Below are 15,528 nucleotides of genomic sequence, written 5' to 3'. Positions count from 1 at the left end.
CCCGCGAGGGGGGTGCGGCGCGGGGGCGATTCCGCTATGAAACCGCAAGATGCGCAGCCCCACCCGCCCTTTCCTGTTCGGAGCCTGTGCCGCGGCGTTGCTGCTGGCGGTCGGCGGCGGCGTCTGGCTCGGCTGGGGCACCGCCGACGGCTCCCCCGCGGCGCCCCCGCCCGAGCCGATGCCGGTCTCGGCACCGGCGCCCATCCAAGCCCCTGCCTCCACCGCGCAATTCGCCTCCAACGACGCGCTGCCGCTGCCGCCGCCGCCGGTCCGCTTGTCGGACGATCCCGAATACGACCGCTGCCTGGCGATGCTGGCCAACGACCCGCAAGGCGCCTTCGCGATGTCCGAAGCCTGGGCCGGTGGTGGCGAACCCGCGCGGCATTGCGGCGCACTGGCCCTGCTGGCGCTGGGTGAGGCCGAGCGCGCGGCACCCCGGCTGGAGGAGGTCGGCCGCCGCAGCCAGGCCGGCGCCTTTGCCCGCGCCGCGGTCTTCGGCCAGGCGGCGCAGGCCTGGATGATCGCGGGCGCGCCGCAGCGGGCCTATGGCGCCGTCACCATCGCGCTCAGCCTGTCGCCCGACGACGCCGACCTGCTGCTGGACCGGGCGGTGGCCTCGGGCGTGCTGGGCCGTCACATGGAGGCGATCGCCGACCTGAACCAGGCGCTGTCCATGGATGCCGACCGGGTCGACGCGCTGGTCCTGCGCGCCGCCGAGTGGCGCCAGATGGACCGGATCGACAATGCCCAGGCCGATATCGCGCGTGCGCTGTCGCTGGATGCGGACAATGCCGAGGCGCTGCTGGAACGCGGCATCCTGCGCCAGGTGCGGGGCGACCTCGGCGGCGCGCAGGCGGATTGGGAGCGGGTGATCGAACTCGGGCCGGATACGCCCACGGCCGATCTGGCGGCGCAGAACCTGCTGCTGATCCAGGCGGGGCCGCGGCGGAACTGAACCCGTCATCGGCGGATGCCTTGATTTTCAGGACGATAGGGGGTTGGTTGCCAACGCGGTTGCGAAACGGACCCCTGTCGCGCCACGATCGGCGAAAATGATCCGCACGGGTCGCATGCGAACCAACCATTTTTGGGGAAACACGTCCGATGACCACACCCGCCACCACGACGTCGGCCATCACCACGCCGGTTGGGCAGCCGATGCGCTACCTCGACAAGGCCATGGGTGCGCTGCGCGATATGGGATTGCCGATCCCGGTGGGCGAGGCCGCGGAGAGTCCGATCACCGGGCTGCTGCACAAGATCGGCGACCTGGACCCCGACCGGGTGACGCTGATCGCGCGGGTGCTGAACCAGGCATCGACCTTCAACGAGGTGGTGCGCGAGCAGATCAAGGCGATGGAGATCGGCCAGCGCTACGAAATCATCACCAACTCGTTCAACAGCATTCGCGACGACGCCAAGTCGATGGTCGAGCAACTGGCCGATGGCAAGATCAGCACGATGGAGAAGCTGTCGAACATGTGGCAAAGCGCCACGCGCGGCGACATCGCCAGCCGCTTCGCCAAGATCAAGGTGACCTACGTCGATGTGTCGAAGGACACGCGCGAACAGATCGACCGCGAACACGCGATCCTGGAAGCCTATCGCGACTTCCGCGGCGCGATGAAGGAAGCCGAGGTGATGGCGCTGGAACTGCTAAAGCTGGCCGAGGGACGGCTGGCCGATGCCAAGGCCGCGACCGACGAAGCATCGAAGGCCGTGGAAGCCGCCGCCAGCCTGGAACCCGCCGCCCGCGCCCGCCTGGAACTGGCGCGCGACGAGGCGGTGCGCGTGTTGCAGAACGAGGATGCGCGCTACCAGATCTGCAAGGATCTGTCGGACAACATGACCGTGTCCTACAACACATCCGAAGTGGTGATGGCGCGTCTGGTGCAGACCACGACCGCCAAGGAGCGCGTCTACCAGCAGTCGGTCAGCTTCTTCTCGACCAATGAATCCGTGCTGACCGCGCTGACCGCGAGCTTCACCGGCCTCGCCGGCCTGCATGAAAGCACCAAGACGCTGGAGAGCATGAAGCAGGGCGTGAACCAGTCGCTGGAAGTCCTGGCCGAGATCGGCGGCAAGGTGCAGGAAGCCGCCCTGCGCGCCGGCTACGGCCCGACCATCGCCGCCGACAGCGTGAAGAAGCTGGTCGACAGCGTCGTGAACTACCAGGAAAAATCGACCCAGATCATCGCCGAGATGCGCCAGCAGGCGACCGAGAATTCCGAGGAAATCCGCCGCGCGGTCGAGGATAGCAAGCGCCGCCTCGCCGACCTCGCGCGTGCCGGCAATGCGATCGGTGCCCCGCTTGGCTGAGGTCGCGACAGCGCCAGCGCCGGCGGCGCTGGACGAGACCATGATGGCGATGGATGTGGTGGACATGCTCCGCCACTCCGACCGCCTGGTAGCGCGCGAGCTGGACGGACCGGCCAAGGCCGAGGCGCTGAAGAAGCGGCTGCGCGAGATCTACGCGACCCAGGGCATCGAGGTCGCGGACCATATCCTGGACGAAGGCGTGGCGGCGCTGGAACAGCAGCGCTTCCGCTACACGCCGACGCCGCCGGGCTGGCAGCGCAGCCTGGCCACGCTCTGGACCACGCGGGCGCGTTGGGGGCTGGCCGTCGGCATCGGGTTTGGCGCGCTGGTGCTGGGGCTTGGCGTGTTCCATGTCGCCGTCACCGTCCCACGCCAGAATGCGGCGGCGGCCGTCGCCAGCGAGCTTGGCGAGGGGCTGCCGAGGGCCTTGGCGGCCGAACGCGACCGGGTGCTGGCCGCGACCCAACTGGCCGAACCGCGGGCGACCGCCGAACGGCTGCTGGCCGAAGGCCTGGCCGCGGCGCGTGCCGGCAATGTCGCCGATGGCCGCGCGCGGCTTGCATCGCTGCGCGACCTGCAGGCGGCGCTGTCCACATCCTACAGCATCCGCATCGTCAATCGCCCGAACGAGCAATCCGGCGTCTGGCGCGTGCCCGCCGCGAACCCGCGCGCCCGCAACTTCTACCTGATCGTGGAGGCCGTGGATTCCGCCGGCCGCCCAGTCGAGGTGCCGATCACCAGCGAGGAGGACGGCCGCACCGTCCGTACATCGAAATGGGGCATGCGCGTGTCATCCGACGTGTTCGAACAGGTCCGCAAGGACAAGCTGGCGGATGGCGTGATCGACCAGCCCGTGATCGGCGAAAAGCGCGCCGGCGAACTGACCCCGCGCTTCATCATCCCGACCCAGGGCGGGAATATCCTGTCATGGTGACCCGCCCATGTTGAACGGATCCCAGGTGCTGGCCAGCGTCGATGAACGCCTGGCCGCCGCCGAACGCGAAGCCCGCGGCCAGCAGGCCGAGGCCGATGCGCTGACCACCCGGCTCGACACCCTGCGGATCGAGGAGGCCGACGCACTGCGGGCGCTCGCGGGCCTGCGCGTCGCCCAGTTGCAGGACAGCGGCGGCGCGATCCAGCGGTTGGACGCGGCTGAGGCCCAGGCGGCGAAGATCCTGGCGGCCAGAAAATCCCGCCTGGCCGAGTCCGAGGCCGCCCTGTCTGGCGTGCGCGCCGATCGCGACGCCGCCATCGCCGCGCGCGACGAAGCGGAGGATCGCGGGCAAAAAGCCGCGGCGCGCGACCAGGCCGCGCGTGCTGCCGCCCGCGCCGCCCTGGCGAGCGACCCCGAATGGGTGCGCTTGCGCGATGCCGCCAAGGCCGCCGACGCCGTCGCCGAACGCGCCCGCCAAAAGGCCGGTTTCGCCAAGCAGGACCTGGCGACGAAGGGCGAGCCCTACCTGGCCGATCCGCTGTTCGCCTATCTGTGGAACCGCGGCTACGGCACCACGCGCTACAGCGCCTTTCCGCTGGTGCGCATGATCGATGGCTGGGTGGCGAAGATCGCGAAGTTCGAACCCGCGCGCCGCGACTACGCCATGCTGACCGACCTGCCGGTGCAGTTGGAGGCCCATGCCGAGCGCATGGAGGCCGCCGCCGATGTGGCCGATACCAGCCTGGACGCCTATGAACGCCGCGTCGCCGGACTGCCGGACGCAGCACCAGCCCCCACCACGGACAGCGCCCTGCAGGCCGAGGTGGAGCGGGCGCAAACTGCCTTTGACCTGGCGGAAGCCGCCCACCGCGCCCTGGCCGGGGGCGATGACGACGCGACCCGCAACGCCACCGCCGCCCTGACCTCCGCCCTGGCGCAGGAACCGCTGCGCGCGCTGCGCGAGGCCGCGTTGCGCACCCCGACGCGGGATGACGACGCGATCATCGAACGGCTGGACCGTGTCCATGCCGAACGCCGGGAGGTGGAGCACCGCCTGCCGCAGGAACGCGCCGAGGCCGACGAGGCCTGGCGGCGGCTGGAGGATTTGCGTGCGCTGCGCCAGGAAGCCCGGCAGCGCGGGGTGCAGGGCGGCGGCTTCGACATGGCGACCGGTGCCGTGATCGGCGGGCTGTTGACCCAGGTGCTGACCGGCGCGCTGAGCCGGGGCGGGTTTTTCGACCGGCTGGGGGAAAGGCAACTCCCGCCCGGGCCATGGGGCCAGCCCAGCCAAGACGGCCCCTGGAGCCAAAGTCGCGGCAAGCGCCGCAAGCCCAGCGGCGACAGCCCCTGGGGCGGGGGCGGCTTCGGCGGGGGCGGCAAGGGCAGCGGCGGCTTTGGCGGTGGCGGATTTTCCACCGGCGGCGGGATGGGTGGCGGCGGCTTCCAGAAGGGCGGCGGGTTTTAACCGCCAGGCGCTACCGCGCCCCCCGCCTGCGGTTCAGCGCCAGTTCCGCCTCGGTCAGTTGCAGCCCGATCAGCACCTGGCGCGCCGCCGAGGCCGAGGTATTGCCCGGCATCCGGATCGTCAGTTTCTCGCCATCATCCCGCACCCGCGTGACGTTGGACGGGAAGGTGACGCGCACCGGAAAGGCCTGGCGCTGCAGGATGGTCTCGCCATTCGTATCGACCACCGCGACGAGGTAGGTCACCTCCGCATTGCGGCTTTGCGCCGCGGGGCCGCGTTCGATGTCGAGCGTCACGGTCAGTTCCACGTTCAGCCCGCCGCCGCGCGAGGCATAGTCGCAGCGCGCCGAAAACCCCGCGATCCGCGCATCGAGCACCAGCGCCGACAGGTCCTGCGACCCGCCGGCATAGCGCGACAGGTCGGCCGCATCGGCGATGATGCCGACGCGCGGGCATGGCGCGGTCATCCCGAAGGGATTGCCCGAGGCATCGCCGCCGCCGCAGCCGGCCAGGGCCAGGGCCGCGGCCGCCAAGGTGGCCATGGTCGCGCGCCGGGCGCGCGGCTGCCGAACGATCTGGCCAGACGATTCCCGCATGCTGCTTCCCTTCGATACCCCCGGGTGGAACCGCGCCGTAAGGTGCCCGGTGCCGGGCGGTCGTCATCGCAGCCAAGCCCCGCCTCGGCAAGGCCCCGGCCCGGCACCAGCCACGGGGTGCATGGCTAAGCCCCACCGCCTCGGGGTAAGGTGGTGCCGCTTTGGGGAACCGCTGCCTTGGACCTGCCGCCTCTGACCGTCCTGCTCGCCGGCCCGCGCGGCTTCTGCGCCGGGGTCGATCGCGCCATCAAGATCGTGGAGGAGGCCCTGGCCCAGCACGGCCGCCCGGTCTACGTGCGCCACGAAATCGTCCACAACCGCTTCGTCGTCGAACGGCTGGAGAGCCTGGGGGCCGTGTTTGTCGAGGAGTTGGACGAGATCCCGGATGACGGCCAGCCGGTCATCTTCTCGGCCCATGGCGTGCCCAAGAGCGTGCCGGCCGCGGCGCGGGCGCGGGCGCTCACCTTCCTCGACGCCACCTGCCCGCTGGTCAGCAAGGTCCATCGCGAAACCGAACGCCACTATGCCCGTGGGTTGCACATCCTGATGATCGGGCACGCCGGCCACCCGGAGGTTGTCGGCACCATGGGGCAACTGCCCCCAGGCTCGGTCACCCTGATCGAGGATGCCGCCGCCGCCCGGGCCGTGGAACCGGTGTCGCAGAAACTCGCCTATACCACCCAGACCACCCTTTCGGTCGATGACACGGCCGAAATCGTGGCGATCCTGCGCGAACGCTTCCCCGACATCGAGGTGCCGCAGAAGGAGGACATCTGCTACGCGACCACCAACCGCCAGGCGGCGGTCAAGGCGGTCGCCGAGCGCGCGGAATTCGTCGTCGTGGTCGGCGCGCCCAATTCGTCGAACAGCCTGCGCCTGCGGGAGGTCGCCGAACGTGGCGGCGCCGCCCGCGCCGTGCTGGTCCAGCGCGGCCGGGACCTGGACCCGTCGCTGGCCGATGGCTGCCACACCATCGGCATCACCGCCGGCGCCAGCGCCCCGGAAGTGCTGGTCGAGGAAGTGATCGCCCGCCTGCGCGAACGGTTTTCCGTCACGATCGAGGAAGTGACCGTCGCGACCGAGGATGTCGTCTTCCACCTGCCCGCTGCCCTGCGCCGCCGCGCCGCGGTCGGCTGACCTTCCCCTTTTTCCCCAACAGGATTCTGCCCCGCGCATGGCCGTCTATACCGATGTGCAGGATGAAGCCCTGCGCGCCTTCCTTGCCGACTACGACCTTGGCGAACTCATGGCATTCCGCGGCATCGCCGAGGGCGTGGAGAACAGCAACTACGCGCTGAAGACCACGCGCGGCGACTGGATCCTGACGCTGTATGAAAAGCGCGTGGACCCGGCCGAGCTGCCCTGGTTCCTGGGGCTGATGCGGCACCTGGCGGGGAGCGGGCTCGACTGCCCGGAACCCGTTGCTGGGCGCGATGGCGAGGCCTTGCGCGAATTGGCCGGACGGCCCGCGGCGATTTGCACGTTCTTGCCCGGTGTCTGGCCACGCCGGGTGCGGCCCGCGCATTGCGCGCCGCTGGGGTCGGCACTGGCGGCCCTGCATGTGGCCGGTGAGGGCTTTTTCGCCGAACGGCCGAACGCGCTCGGCCCCGCCGGCTGGGCGCCGCTGCTGGATGGCTGCCGTGCGAGCGGCGACAGCGTGCGGCCGGGGTTGATCGCGGAGTTGGACACCCATCTGTCGGGCATCCTGGCCGGATGGCCCGCGCCTGGCACGCTGCCGCGCGGCCATATCCATGCCGATCTGTTCCCCGACAACGTGTTCTTCCTGGACGGTCCGGACGGACAGCCGCGCGTGTCGGGGGTGATCGATTTCTATTTCGCCTGCACGGACCTTTTGGCCTACGACATCGCGGTCTGCCTGAACGCCTGGTGTTTCGAGGCGGATTTTTCGTTCAATGCCACCAAGGCGCGGGCGATCCTGGGGGCCTATGCGGCGGTGCGGCCGCTGACGGCGGCGGAACGCGCGGCCCTGCCTGTCCTGTGCCGGGGGGCCGCGATCCGCTTCCTGCTGACCCGCTTGTTCGACTGGACACATACGCCCCCAGGCGCCCTGGTCACGCGCAAGGATCCGTTGGATTACCTGCGCCGGCTGCGCTTCTTTGCCGCGGCGGATGGGGAGCAGGCGCTTGGACTCTGATACCGATGGGGCCGTGGAAATCTGGACCGATGGCGGCTGCAAGCCGAACCCGGGACCGGGCGGCTGGGCGGCGATTTTGCGCTATGGCGACAAGGTCAAGGAACTATCCGGCTACGACGCCGCCACCACCAACAACCGCATGGAACTGACCGCGGCGGCCGAGGCGCTGGAGGCGTTGAAGCGCCCGTCCAAGGTCATCCTGCACACCGACAGCGAATACGTGCGCAACGGCATCACCAAATGGGTGCATGGCTGGGTGCGGAACAACTGGCGGAACGCGGCCAAGGACCCGGTGGCGAATTACCTGCTGTGGCAGCGGCTGCTGGCCGCGGCCAAGCCGCATGCGATCGAATGGCGCTGGGTGAAGGGCCATTCGGGCGATGTGATGAACGAGCGGGCGGATGTGCTGGCGACGCAGGCGCGCGAGGGGAAAGGCGGGTAGCCACCCTATAGGCGCAGGCGCCCCTCCATCACCGGCACGCTGCCCCCGGCAACCCCGGCGGCGACGCCGCCCGCTTCCCGCCAGGCCGTCGCGTGCAGCAGGCTCGGCCGCCCCATCTCGACGCCCTGGCGCACCGTCAGCGCCAGCGCCTCCCGCCCCGACAGGTCCAGCAACAGGGCCGCCACCGCCGCCGTGGCGCTGCCCGTCGCGGGGTCCTCGTAAAGGCTGCGCGTGAACATCCGCGACCGCAGCGCATCCCCCGGCAGGCGCACATAGGCGTAGATCGATGTCGCGCCATCGCGCGGCAGCGTCGCGTCCCAGGCCAGGGGATTGGGCTTGATGCGCCCGAGCGCATCGAGCCCCGCCAGTTCCACGACCAGGAAGGCCGCCCCCACCGAGACAACCTGCGGCGCATGCGCCGCGGTCACGACATCCCCCGCATGCAGCGACAGGCAGGCCGCGACGCCCGCCGCGTCCAGAACGGCGTGGCGCGACAGGGGCAGCGGCGCCCGCAGTCTGGCCTCCACCGCCGCACCTTGCTCCAGCCGCACGGTCACCGGCACCAGGCCGGCCACTTCCTCGAACAGGAAAGGGTCCGGCACCGCCTCGCCGCGGGCCAACCGCTCCCAGGCCAGCACCATGGCGGTGCCGATATTCGGGTGCCCGGCGAAGGGCATTTCCCGCTGCGGGGTGAAGATGCGGACGTGGGCGCTATGCGCGGGGTCGCGAGGCGGCAGCACAAAACTGGTCTCGGAGAAGTTGAACTCCCGGGCGATGGCCTGCATCTGCGCACCGTCCAGCCCCTCCGCCTCCGGCAAGACCGCCAGCGGATTGCCCCCGAAGCGTTCCGCGGTGAACACGTCCACGGTGACGTAGCGGTAGTGTCGACCAGTCATGGTCACCCCTTCCAGAACGGGCGCGCGGCCTCGATGGCCGCGTTCATCGGGGTCATGCCGATGTCGCGCAGGCGGTCCGGCGGCAGCTCGCGCAGCATGGCACGGCTGGTGGCACGCCGATGCCACAGGGCCAGAAGGTCCAGCAAGCCAGGACCGCGCGGTGCCGCGACGCTGGCGAAAGGCCTTGGCGACGAAATTGCTCCGACACGCATTATATTGCTCCGAATTGCTCCGCATCATTGTTTGCCACATTGCGGAATTGCACTTCAACTCCGCGATTGATCCGAGTACAATATTTCCATGACCGACTTCCGCATCCTGGCCGACACCCTGGCCGGCAGCCTCGCCAACGACCTCGCCGCCGGGCGTCGCAAACCGGGCGACCGGCTCGTCCCGAGCCGCGAATACGCGCATCGCCAGGGCATCGCGCCCTCGACCGCCAGCCGGGTCTATGCCGAGCTTGTGCGGCGGGGCGTGGCCCTGGGGGAGGTCGGGCGCGGCACCTTCCTGCGCGCCGCCGAGGCAGCGCCGCCTACCCCGGCGCGGGAGTCGGAGCGCGGCAATATCGTGGACCTGGAGCTGAACTTCAGTGTCCTGCCGGATCAGGGTGCGCTGCTGGCCCCTGCCCTGGCCCGGCTCGCGTCACCCGGCGCGCTGCAACCGCTGCTGTCGCGCGCCGGGGTGATCGGGGATGCCGCCGCCCGCGAGGCGATCGCGCGGCTCATGGCCCGGGGCGGCTGGGCGCCGGAACCGGGCAGCCTACTCTTCGCCGGGCGCGGGCAACAAGCGCTCTCGGCCTGCTTCACGGCGTTGATCGCCCCCGGCGAACGGCTGGGGCTGGAGGCGATGACCTATTCGCTCGGCAAGGGAATCGCGCTGCGCCTCGGCCTACAGGCCGCGCCCCTGGCGATGGACGAACACGGCGTTCGCCCCGATGCCATCGCGGCCGCCCATGCCGCGCATTCGCTGAAGCTGCTCTACCTGCAGCCGGACCTGCACAACCCCCTCGGCACCACCATGCCGACGGCGCGACGGCAGGAGGTCGCGGAGCTCTGCCGGGCGTTGGACATCACCATCGTGGAAGACTCGGTCTATGCCTTCCTGGTCGAAGACCCGCTGCCGCCCCTGGCCGCGCATGCGCCGGAGCGGGTGGTGGTCGTGGACAGCCTGTCCAAGCGCGTGGCGCCGGGCCTGACGCTAGGCTTCCTCTCCGCCCCACCGGCGCTGCGGCAACGGCTGGCGTCGGCTCTCCGCCTTGGTGGATGGACGGCCCAGGGCTTTGGCCTCGCGGCAGCGACGGCCTGGATCGAGGACGGCAGCATCGATGCCCTGATGCTGCGCAAGCGGCAGGATGCGCGGCACCGCAACGCCCTGGCGCGGCAGGTGCTGGGCGATGGCGGCCTGACGGTGCGCGGCGACCCGCGCGCCTATCATCTCTGGCTGGAACTGCCCGACCCCTGGCGGGCCGATACCTTCGTGGCCGCCGCGGCCCGGCGCGGCATCGCGGTCTCGCCCGCCGCGGAATTCGCGGCGGGGCCGGGACATGCGCCGGATGCCGTGCGGCTGGCCCTGGCGGCGCCGCCGGCGGCTGATCTGCGCCTTGCGCTGGAAACGCTGCTCGAACTGGCCCTGGGCGGGCCCGACGCCGCGTTGGTCGGGTAGGGGATACCCGACATCACCCCGGCAACACCGCCCTCAACGACGTCCTGACCACCGCCACCAACGGCCCCGGCGCCTTCAGGCCCGCCGCCAAGGCGGGGAAATCCGCCCGCGTCTCCACCCGCAACACCGGCACCCCGAACGCCGACGCCCAGACCCCGAAATCCGGGTTCCCAAGGTCGGTCCCACTCACCCGCCCCGGGTACTCGTTCTCCTGGTGAATCCGGATCGACCCGTAGCTGCCGTTGTCCGACAGCAAGACCTTGACCGGCGCCTTCCGCGCCATCGCCACCGCCAATTCCCCGCCCGTCATCAGCGCCCCGCCATCGCCCAGCGCGCAGATCACCTGCCGCCCCGGGTAGCGAAAAGCTGCCGCGACAGCAGCCGGCATGCCAAACCCCATGGCCCCCGAAATCGGCGCGAGCAACCGCTGCCCCGGCTGCCACATCACCTTGCGGTAGAAGGGCGCACCAAAGGTCCCGGCATCCAGAGTCACGATTGCATCGGGGTCGGCGACCTCCCCCACCAGCGCCGCGACCTCGGCAAAGCCCACGCCATCCGGCCAGTCGCGCGCGACCACCTGGGTCTGCGCCACCTGCAAGGCGCGCAGTCGCGCGATCCAGGCCTCCCGCGCCGGCGGCGCGGCGGGGTCGGCCAGGGCAGCGACGACCGCCCGCGCATCGGCGGCAAACGCCATCTCGGCCGGAAACTGCCACCCCAAAAATCGCGGATCGGCGCAGACATGCACCAGCCGCTGCCCCGGCGCCGGCCAGATCCAGTTCTGGGTCGTGATGTCGGTCAGCCGCGTGCCCAGCGCCAAGACCAGGTCAGCATCGGCGAAGGCCGCACGCTGCGCATCCGGGTTCCGCAACCCCATGTCGCCCGCGTAGAGCGCGTGATCATTCGGAAACAGGCTTTGCCGCCGAAAACTGACGGCGACCGGCAGCCGCCAGGCCTCGGCAAAGGCCAAAAGCTCCTCGCGCCCGCCCTCGCCCTCAAACCCATGGCCTGCCAGCAGGATCGGCCGCTCCGCCCCCCGGATCATCGCTGCCAACGCCGACACATCGCCCGGCGCGACCGCCCGCAAGACCGTCGCAGGCACAGGCGGCGCCGCGCATTGCGCGGTCAGCACATCCTCCGGCAGGCTCAGCACCACCGGCCCCGGCACGCCGCCCATGGCCATCGCATAGGCCCGGGCGATGAGTTCCGGCACCTGGTCGGCCTCGGTCGCCTCGCCGATCCATTTGGCGACGCCGCGGAACATCGATGTGTAGTCGATCTCCTGGAACGCGTTCCGCCGCAGCGACGCGCGGTCCACCTGCCCCACCAGCAGGATCAGCGGCACCGCATCCTGTTCCGCCGTATGCACCGCGATCGCCGCGTTGCAGGCGCCAGGCCCGCGCGACACCAGCACGATCCCAGGCCGCCCCGTCAGCCGCGCATCCGCGACCGCCATGAAGCCCGCGCCACCTTCCTGGCGCGCGACCACCAGATCGACCGCCGGATGCGCATGCAGCGCATCCAGCAGCCCAAGATAACTCTCCCCCGGCACGCAAAAGGCGCGGTCGACGCCCTGTGCGGCCAGGAAGTCGACGATCCGTTCGGCGGCGGTCGGCATGGCGCTCAGCCGCGCCGCACGCGTTCCGCGATCGCGGCCCCCGCGGCCTGGGTGCCCAGGCTGCCACCGAGGTCCTTGGTGCTGGCGCCGGCGGCGATGCTCTCGGCCACCGCTGCCTCGATCGCCGCCCCGGCCGCGACGAATTCCGCCCCGCCACCACGCCGCCCATGCCAGGACAGCAGCAGCGCCGCCGACAAGATCAGCGAAATCGGATTGGCGATGTCGCGCCCCGCGATATCGGGCGCCGATCCATGCGCCGCCTGCGCCATCGCGCAATCCGTGCCGGCGTTCAACGACCCGCCGAGACCCAGGCTGCCCGACATCTCCGCCGTCAGGTCCGACAGGATATCGCCGAACATGTTGGTGGTGACGATGACGTCGAAGCGCTGCGGCGCACGCACGACATGCGCCATCATCGCATCCACGATCACCTCATCCAGCACGACATCGGGGAAGTCTTGCGCGACCAGGCGGCAGCATTCCAGGAACATGCCATCGCCGACGCGCAGCACATTCGCCTTGTGCACCGCCGTCACGCGCTTCTGGCGACGCTGCGCCAGCTCGAAGGCCGCCTGCGCGATCCGCATGCAGCAGGACCGCGTGATCCTGCGCAGCGACACCACCACATCCGGCGTCACCAGGATTTCGGCGTTGCCGGCCTCCATGTTCCGGTCGGCGTAGAAGCCCTCGGTGTTCTCGCGCACCACCACCAGGTCGAAGGCGCCAAGCCGTGCCGGCATGCCCGGAAACGTCCGCGCCGGACGGATATTGGCGAAGAGGTCGAGCCCCCTGCGGAAGAACCTGGACGGGTTATACTGGCCGCTCGTGCCCTCGGCGTAGTCGAAGGTCGAGGTCGGCCCCAGGATCATGCCATCCGCCGCCCGGACCTGGTCCAGCAGATGCGGCCGCACGGTGGTGCCATGCAGGCGGTGGCTTTCAAGGCCGATCACCTCCTCCACCAGGTCCAGCTTCAGCCCAAAGGCCTTTTCCGTGGCGCGCAGCACGGCCAGCGTGGCCGTGGTGATTTCCGGGCCGATTCCATCGCCCGGAAGCACGATGATCTGCATGTCTTATCCTTGTCTTGGTCGTGCCTCCGCAGTCGCACGAAATGCGACGCCCGACCAGACAGGGGGGAGTGTCCGCGTCAGCGCCCGCGGCGGAACAGCAGCGCGTCCAACGACATCGGGCCGCTGCCGCGCAGGGTCACGAAGAACAGCGCCACCGCCCACATCGCGGGATATTCCCAACGGGCATATCCCATCGACCCGAGGATCCAATAGGCGATGAAGGCCAGGTGGAACGTCGCCACCGCCGCCACCGGGCGGGTGAACAGCCCGAGGACGATCAGCGCCCCGCCGATCACCTCCAGCGCGACCACGAGGTAGGCGAAGGGCATCGACGGTTCGATGCCGCGTTGGGCCAGGCCGGTGGCGAAGCGCGCCACCCCCGCTTCCCACTTCGGCCAGCCATGGGCGACCAGATTGGCGCCCACGACGATCCGCAGCAGCAGGTAGCCCACCGGTTCAAGCGTCGCGCAGAGGCGGTCGATCATCCCGCTCATGGGGCGGGCCGATGGGCTGGGCTGGTCATGCTGGGCTCCTTCAGCGGATGTCTTGGGGCAACCCGGACCAGGATTCCTCGGCCACCATCGCCCGCGGCAGCATTTGTTGCGCGGCCATGTAGCGCAGCGCAAGCGCGATCGCCTGGCTCAGCGCCTCGCGTCCCGCCGGCAGCAACGCAGCGCCCCGCGCGGCCCCGAACATGCGGACCAGCTCGGCGACCAGCGCCGGGGATGTCGCGGCCAAGGGCGCCCGCACCACCACCAGGTGGTTCACCGGCACGAATCCGTGCCGCGCGAAAAAGCTGCCCCCGGCCGCCACAGGATCGGGAAACACCGTCCGCAGCCCCGGGTCATCGGGCATGTCATTGCCCAGGATGGCCGCATCGATCTCCCCCGACCGCAGCATCCCCAGCAGGTCCTTGCCGGCCGGCGCCCGCTGCACGAAAGCCGGATCGGCGTATTCCGGGACATGCGCGCCCTCGAAGGTGGTCCAGCCCATCTCCTCGGCGGCGATCCCGAAATCATCGGCCAGGATGCCGCGCAGCCACATGCCGGTGGTCTGGCTATAGGCGCGCACCCCGATCCGCCGGCCGCGCAGGTCGGCCGGGCCGCGGATGTCGCTATCGACGCGGCACAGCAGCGCACCCTCCTGGAACCGCGCCGCGACGGCGACCGGCAACAACACCACCGGCTTGTTCCAGGCGCGCGCTTGCAAAAAAGTCGCGATCGCCATCTCGCTGACGTCATAGGCGCCATCGCGCACCATCGGCGCGAAGGCGCGGCTGATGGGCGCGACCGGGACAAAATCCAGCGCCAGCAGAGGCGATGTCACCGTCCCGTCCAACAACGCGGCGGTATGCGGATAGCGGCCAAGGGCAGCGGTCCAAATCGTGGTCATGCACTCTCCCCCGGCAGCGGCGGCGTGCCGTGCGTATGAAAACTCTCGATGGTCTTCAGCCCCCAGGCCTGGCCCTTGCGGCGTTCCGCCTCGGTCCAGGTGATCGGCTTCCAATCCGGCGCCAGCACCAGCCGCGCCCCGGCATTGGCGACCTCCACCCGGTTGCCGCCAGGCTCCCAGACATAGAGGAAGAAGGTCTGCTGCACCGCATGCTTGTGCGGCCCCGTCTCGATGAAGACGCCGTTTTCAAGGAAGACATCCGCCGCTTGCAGGATCGCCTCGCGGCTATCGAGCGCGAAGGTCACATGGTGGAAACGGCCACCGACGCCATGGGCCTCCTTGGTGAAAGCGAAGTCATAGGATTTGTTGGTGGCGGTCAGCCACATCCCGACTTCCTCGCCGGTGTCCAGCACGATGCGCTCGGTCAGGCGCAGGCCAAGCGTGGCTTCGAAAAACGCACGACAGGCGCCGACATCCACCGCCAGGCAATTGAAGTGGTCCAGCCGCCGCACGCTCACGCCCCGCGCGGGAAACCGCTGCGCCTGGTTCTTCAGCGCCGGGCGCAGTTCCTGCGGCGCATCGTACCATTCCGTCTCCCAGTAGATCTCGAACACATGCCCGTCCGGATCGCGGAACCGCCATCCCGTGCCATGGCCGAAATTCTTCTCATGCGGGACCACCTCCGTCCCCGCCGCGCGAAGCGCCGCGATCCGTCGCTCCAGCGCCTGGGCGCTGCGGGTGCGGAACGCGGCATGGCCCATGCCCGAGGTATGGGACGCCGTGAGTTGCAGGCTGTAGCGCTCGTAATCATCCCATCCGCGCAGGAACACACTGTCACCCTGCCGCCCGGCCTCGGTCATGCCCATCACATCGACGAAGAAACGCAGCGATTCCTCGAGCTTGGGCGTCAAAAGTTCGACATGGCCCAGGTGGGCAATGTCCATATTTGGTTCGGGGACCGGTTCGGGCGCGTGCATCGTCTCTTC

The 15,528-nt window shown here is 70.0% G+C and carries 16 protein-coding genes; 8 read left to right on the top strand and 8 right to left on the bottom strand.

Annotated features, from left to right (window positions below; all coding sequences use genetic code 11):
- Window positions 1-49: 49 nt before the first annotated feature.
- The 4 genes from ACQW02_RS10990 to ACQW02_RS10975 all read left to right on the top strand — a co-directional run bounded on the left by ACQW02_RS10990 (window position 50) and on the right by ACQW02_RS10975 (window position 4,718).
- On the top strand, window positions 50-955 hold the full coding sequence (locus tag ACQW02_RS10990; RefSeq protein ID WP_431285284.1) for a tetratricopeptide repeat protein: 906 nt from the start codon (window positions 50-52) through the stop codon (window positions 953-955).
- Between the two features lie 149 nt (window positions 956-1,104).
- Entirely contained in the window at window positions 1,105-2,319 is a 1,215-nt protein-coding gene (locus tag ACQW02_RS10985) for a hypothetical protein (protein WP_431285283.1), read from the top strand.
- Window positions 2,303-3,253 (top strand): DUF6384 family protein, encoded by a 951-nt coding sequence (locus tag ACQW02_RS10980; protein ID WP_431285282.1) that lies wholly within the window; start codon window positions 2,303-2,305, stop codon window positions 3,251-3,253. Before ACQW02_RS10985 ends, ACQW02_RS10980 begins: the two co-directional genes overlap by 17 nt.
- Before the next feature lie 7 nt (window positions 3,254-3,260).
- The gene (locus tag ACQW02_RS10975; RefSeq protein WP_431285281.1) at window positions 3,261-4,718 is read left to right on the top strand and encodes a hypothetical protein; all 1,458 of its coding nucleotides are present in this window, start codon (window positions 3,261-3,263) and stop codon (window positions 4,716-4,718) included.
- A gap of 10 nt (window positions 4,719-4,728) precedes the next feature.
- Here ACQW02_RS10975 and ACQW02_RS10970 read toward each other — a convergent pair whose 3' ends face one another.
- Window positions 4,729-5,313, bottom strand: a complete 585-nt coding sequence (locus tag ACQW02_RS10970) for a hypothetical protein (RefSeq protein WP_431285280.1) — start codon at window positions 5,311-5,313, stop codon at window positions 4,729-4,731.
- A 177-nt stretch (window positions 5,314-5,490) separates the two neighbouring features.
- On the opposite strand from ACQW02_RS10970, the gene ispH reads away from it, so the two are divergent.
- From ispH to rnhA, 3 genes are read left to right on the top strand one after another with little or no spacing between them, the layout of a single operon-like run.
- On the top strand, window positions 5,491-6,450 hold the full coding sequence (gene ispH / locus ACQW02_RS10965; RefSeq protein ID WP_431285279.1) for a 4-hydroxy-3-methylbut-2-enyl diphosphate reductase: 960 nt from the start codon (window positions 5,491-5,493) through the stop codon (window positions 6,448-6,450).
- A gap of 37 nt (window positions 6,451-6,487) precedes the next feature.
- Complete coding sequence (locus ACQW02_RS10960) at window positions 6,488-7,468, top strand: homoserine kinase (RefSeq protein ID WP_431285278.1); 981 nt, start codon at window positions 6,488-6,490, stop codon at window positions 7,466-7,468.
- A complete protein-coding gene (gene rnhA / locus ACQW02_RS10955) occupies window positions 7,443-7,910 on the top strand; it encodes a ribonuclease HI (RefSeq protein ID WP_431285277.1) in 468 nt (155 codons plus the stop codon). The genes ACQW02_RS10960 and rnhA overlap by 26 nt, the downstream gene beginning before the upstream one ends.
- Before the next feature lie 5 nt (window positions 7,911-7,915).
- Here the strand turns inward: rnhA and ACQW02_RS10950 are convergent, their stop codons facing one another.
- Complete coding sequence (locus ACQW02_RS10950; protein ID WP_431285276.1) at window positions 7,916-8,806, bottom strand: PhzF family phenazine biosynthesis protein; 891 nt, start codon at window positions 8,804-8,806, stop codon at window positions 7,916-7,918.
- A gap of 2 nt (window positions 8,807-8,808) precedes the next feature.
- Window positions 8,809-9,018, bottom strand: a complete 210-nt coding sequence (locus tag ACQW02_RS10945) for a DUF1127 domain-containing protein (RefSeq protein WP_431285275.1) — start codon at window positions 9,016-9,018, stop codon at window positions 8,809-8,811.
- Window positions 9,019-9,106: 88 nt separating this feature from the next.
- Between ACQW02_RS10945 and ACQW02_RS10940 the strand changes: the two genes are divergently transcribed.
- A complete protein-coding gene (locus ACQW02_RS10940; RefSeq protein WP_431285274.1) occupies window positions 9,107-10,468 on the top strand; it encodes a PLP-dependent aminotransferase family protein in 1,362 nt (453 codons plus the stop codon).
- A 13-nt stretch (window positions 10,469-10,481) separates the two neighbouring features.
- On the opposite strand, the gene ACQW02_RS10935 is transcribed toward ACQW02_RS10940, so the two are convergent.
- The 5 genes from ACQW02_RS10935 to ACQW02_RS10915 all read right to left on the bottom strand — a co-directional run bounded on the left by ACQW02_RS10935 (window position 10,482) and on the right by ACQW02_RS10915 (window position 15,486).
- Entirely contained in the window at window positions 10,482-12,083 is a 1,602-nt protein-coding gene (locus tag ACQW02_RS10935) for a thiamine pyrophosphate-binding protein (RefSeq protein WP_431285273.1), read from the bottom strand.
- A 5-nt stretch (window positions 12,084-12,088) separates the two neighbouring features.
- Complete coding sequence (locus tag ACQW02_RS10930) at window positions 12,089-13,150, bottom strand: isocitrate/isopropylmalate dehydrogenase family protein (RefSeq protein ID WP_431285272.1); 1,062 nt, start codon at window positions 13,148-13,150, stop codon at window positions 12,089-12,091.
- 77 nt (window positions 13,151-13,227) lie between these two features.
- A complete protein-coding gene (locus tag ACQW02_RS10925; RefSeq protein ID WP_431285271.1) occupies window positions 13,228-13,644 on the bottom strand; it encodes a DoxX family protein in 417 nt (138 codons plus the stop codon).
- Window positions 13,645-13,684: 40 nt separating this feature from the next.
- Window positions 13,685-14,542, bottom strand: coding sequence for an ABC transporter substrate-binding protein (locus ACQW02_RS10920; protein WP_431285270.1), 858 nt, complete (start codon window positions 14,540-14,542; stop codon window positions 13,685-13,687).
- Entirely contained in the window at window positions 14,539-15,486 is a 948-nt protein-coding gene (locus ACQW02_RS10915) for a catechol 2,3-dioxygenase (protein WP_431285269.1), read from the bottom strand. The genes ACQW02_RS10920 and ACQW02_RS10915 overlap by 4 nt, the downstream gene beginning before the upstream one ends.
- Window positions 15,487-15,528 lie beyond the last annotated feature (42 nt).

The organism is Humitalea sp. 24SJ18S-53, assembly GCF_050632385.1.
Taxonomy (GTDB): domain Bacteria; phylum Pseudomonadota; class Alphaproteobacteria; order Acetobacterales; family Acetobacteraceae; genus Humitalea.
Note: the sequence above shows the minus strand (reverse complement) of the source record. Positions and strands in the feature narration are given on the sequence as shown.

Bases quoted from the DNA above. Each gene is read 5' to 3' on its own strand.
- ACQW02_RS10930 (WP_431285272.1), bottom strand. From the start codon at position 13,150: ATGCAGATCATCGTGCTTCCGGGCGATGGAATCGGCCCGGAAATCACC.
- ACQW02_RS10990 (WP_431285284.1), top strand. From the start codon at position 50: ATGCGCAGCCCCACCCGCCCTTTCCTGTTCGGAGCCTGTGCCGCGGCG.
- ACQW02_RS10915 (WP_431285269.1), bottom strand. From the start codon at position 15,486: ATGGACATTGCCCACCTGGGCCATGTCGAACTTTTGACGCCCAAGCTC.
- rnhA (WP_431285277.1), top strand. From the start codon at position 7,443: ATGGGGAGCAGGCGCTTGGACTCTGATACCGATGGGGCCGTGGAAATC.
- ACQW02_RS10950 (WP_431285276.1), bottom strand. From the start codon at position 8,806: ATGACTGGTCGACACTACCGCTACGTCACCGTGGACGTGTTCACCGCG.
- ACQW02_RS10920 (WP_431285270.1), bottom strand. From the start codon at position 14,542: ATGACCACGATTTGGACCGCTGCCCTTGGCCGCTATCCGCATACCGCC.
- ACQW02_RS10940 (WP_431285274.1), top strand. From the start codon at position 9,107: ATGACCGACTTCCGCATCCTGGCCGACACCCTGGCCGGCAGCCTCGCC.
- ACQW02_RS10935 (WP_431285273.1), bottom strand. From the start codon at position 12,083: ATGCCGACCGCCGCCGAACGGATCGTCGACTTCCTGGCCGCACAGGGC.
- ACQW02_RS10960 (WP_431285278.1), top strand. From the start codon at position 6,488: ATGGCCGTCTATACCGATGTGCAGGATGAAGCCCTGCGCGCCTTCCTT.
- ACQW02_RS10985 (WP_431285283.1), top strand. From the start codon at position 1,105: ATGACCACACCCGCCACCACGACGTCGGCCATCACCACGCCGGTTGGG.
- ACQW02_RS10945 (WP_431285275.1), bottom strand. From the start codon at position 9,018: ATGCGTGTCGGAGCAATTTCGTCGCCAAGGCCTTTCGCCAGCGTCGCG.
- ACQW02_RS10975 (WP_431285281.1), top strand. From the start codon at position 3,261: ATGTTGAACGGATCCCAGGTGCTGGCCAGCGTCGATGAACGCCTGGCC.
- ACQW02_RS10925 (WP_431285271.1), bottom strand. From the start codon at position 13,644: ATGAGCGGGATGATCGACCGCCTCTGCGCGACGCTTGAACCGGTGGGC.
- ACQW02_RS10970 (WP_431285280.1), bottom strand. From the start codon at position 5,313: ATGCGGGAATCGTCTGGCCAGATCGTTCGGCAGCCGCGCGCCCGGCGC.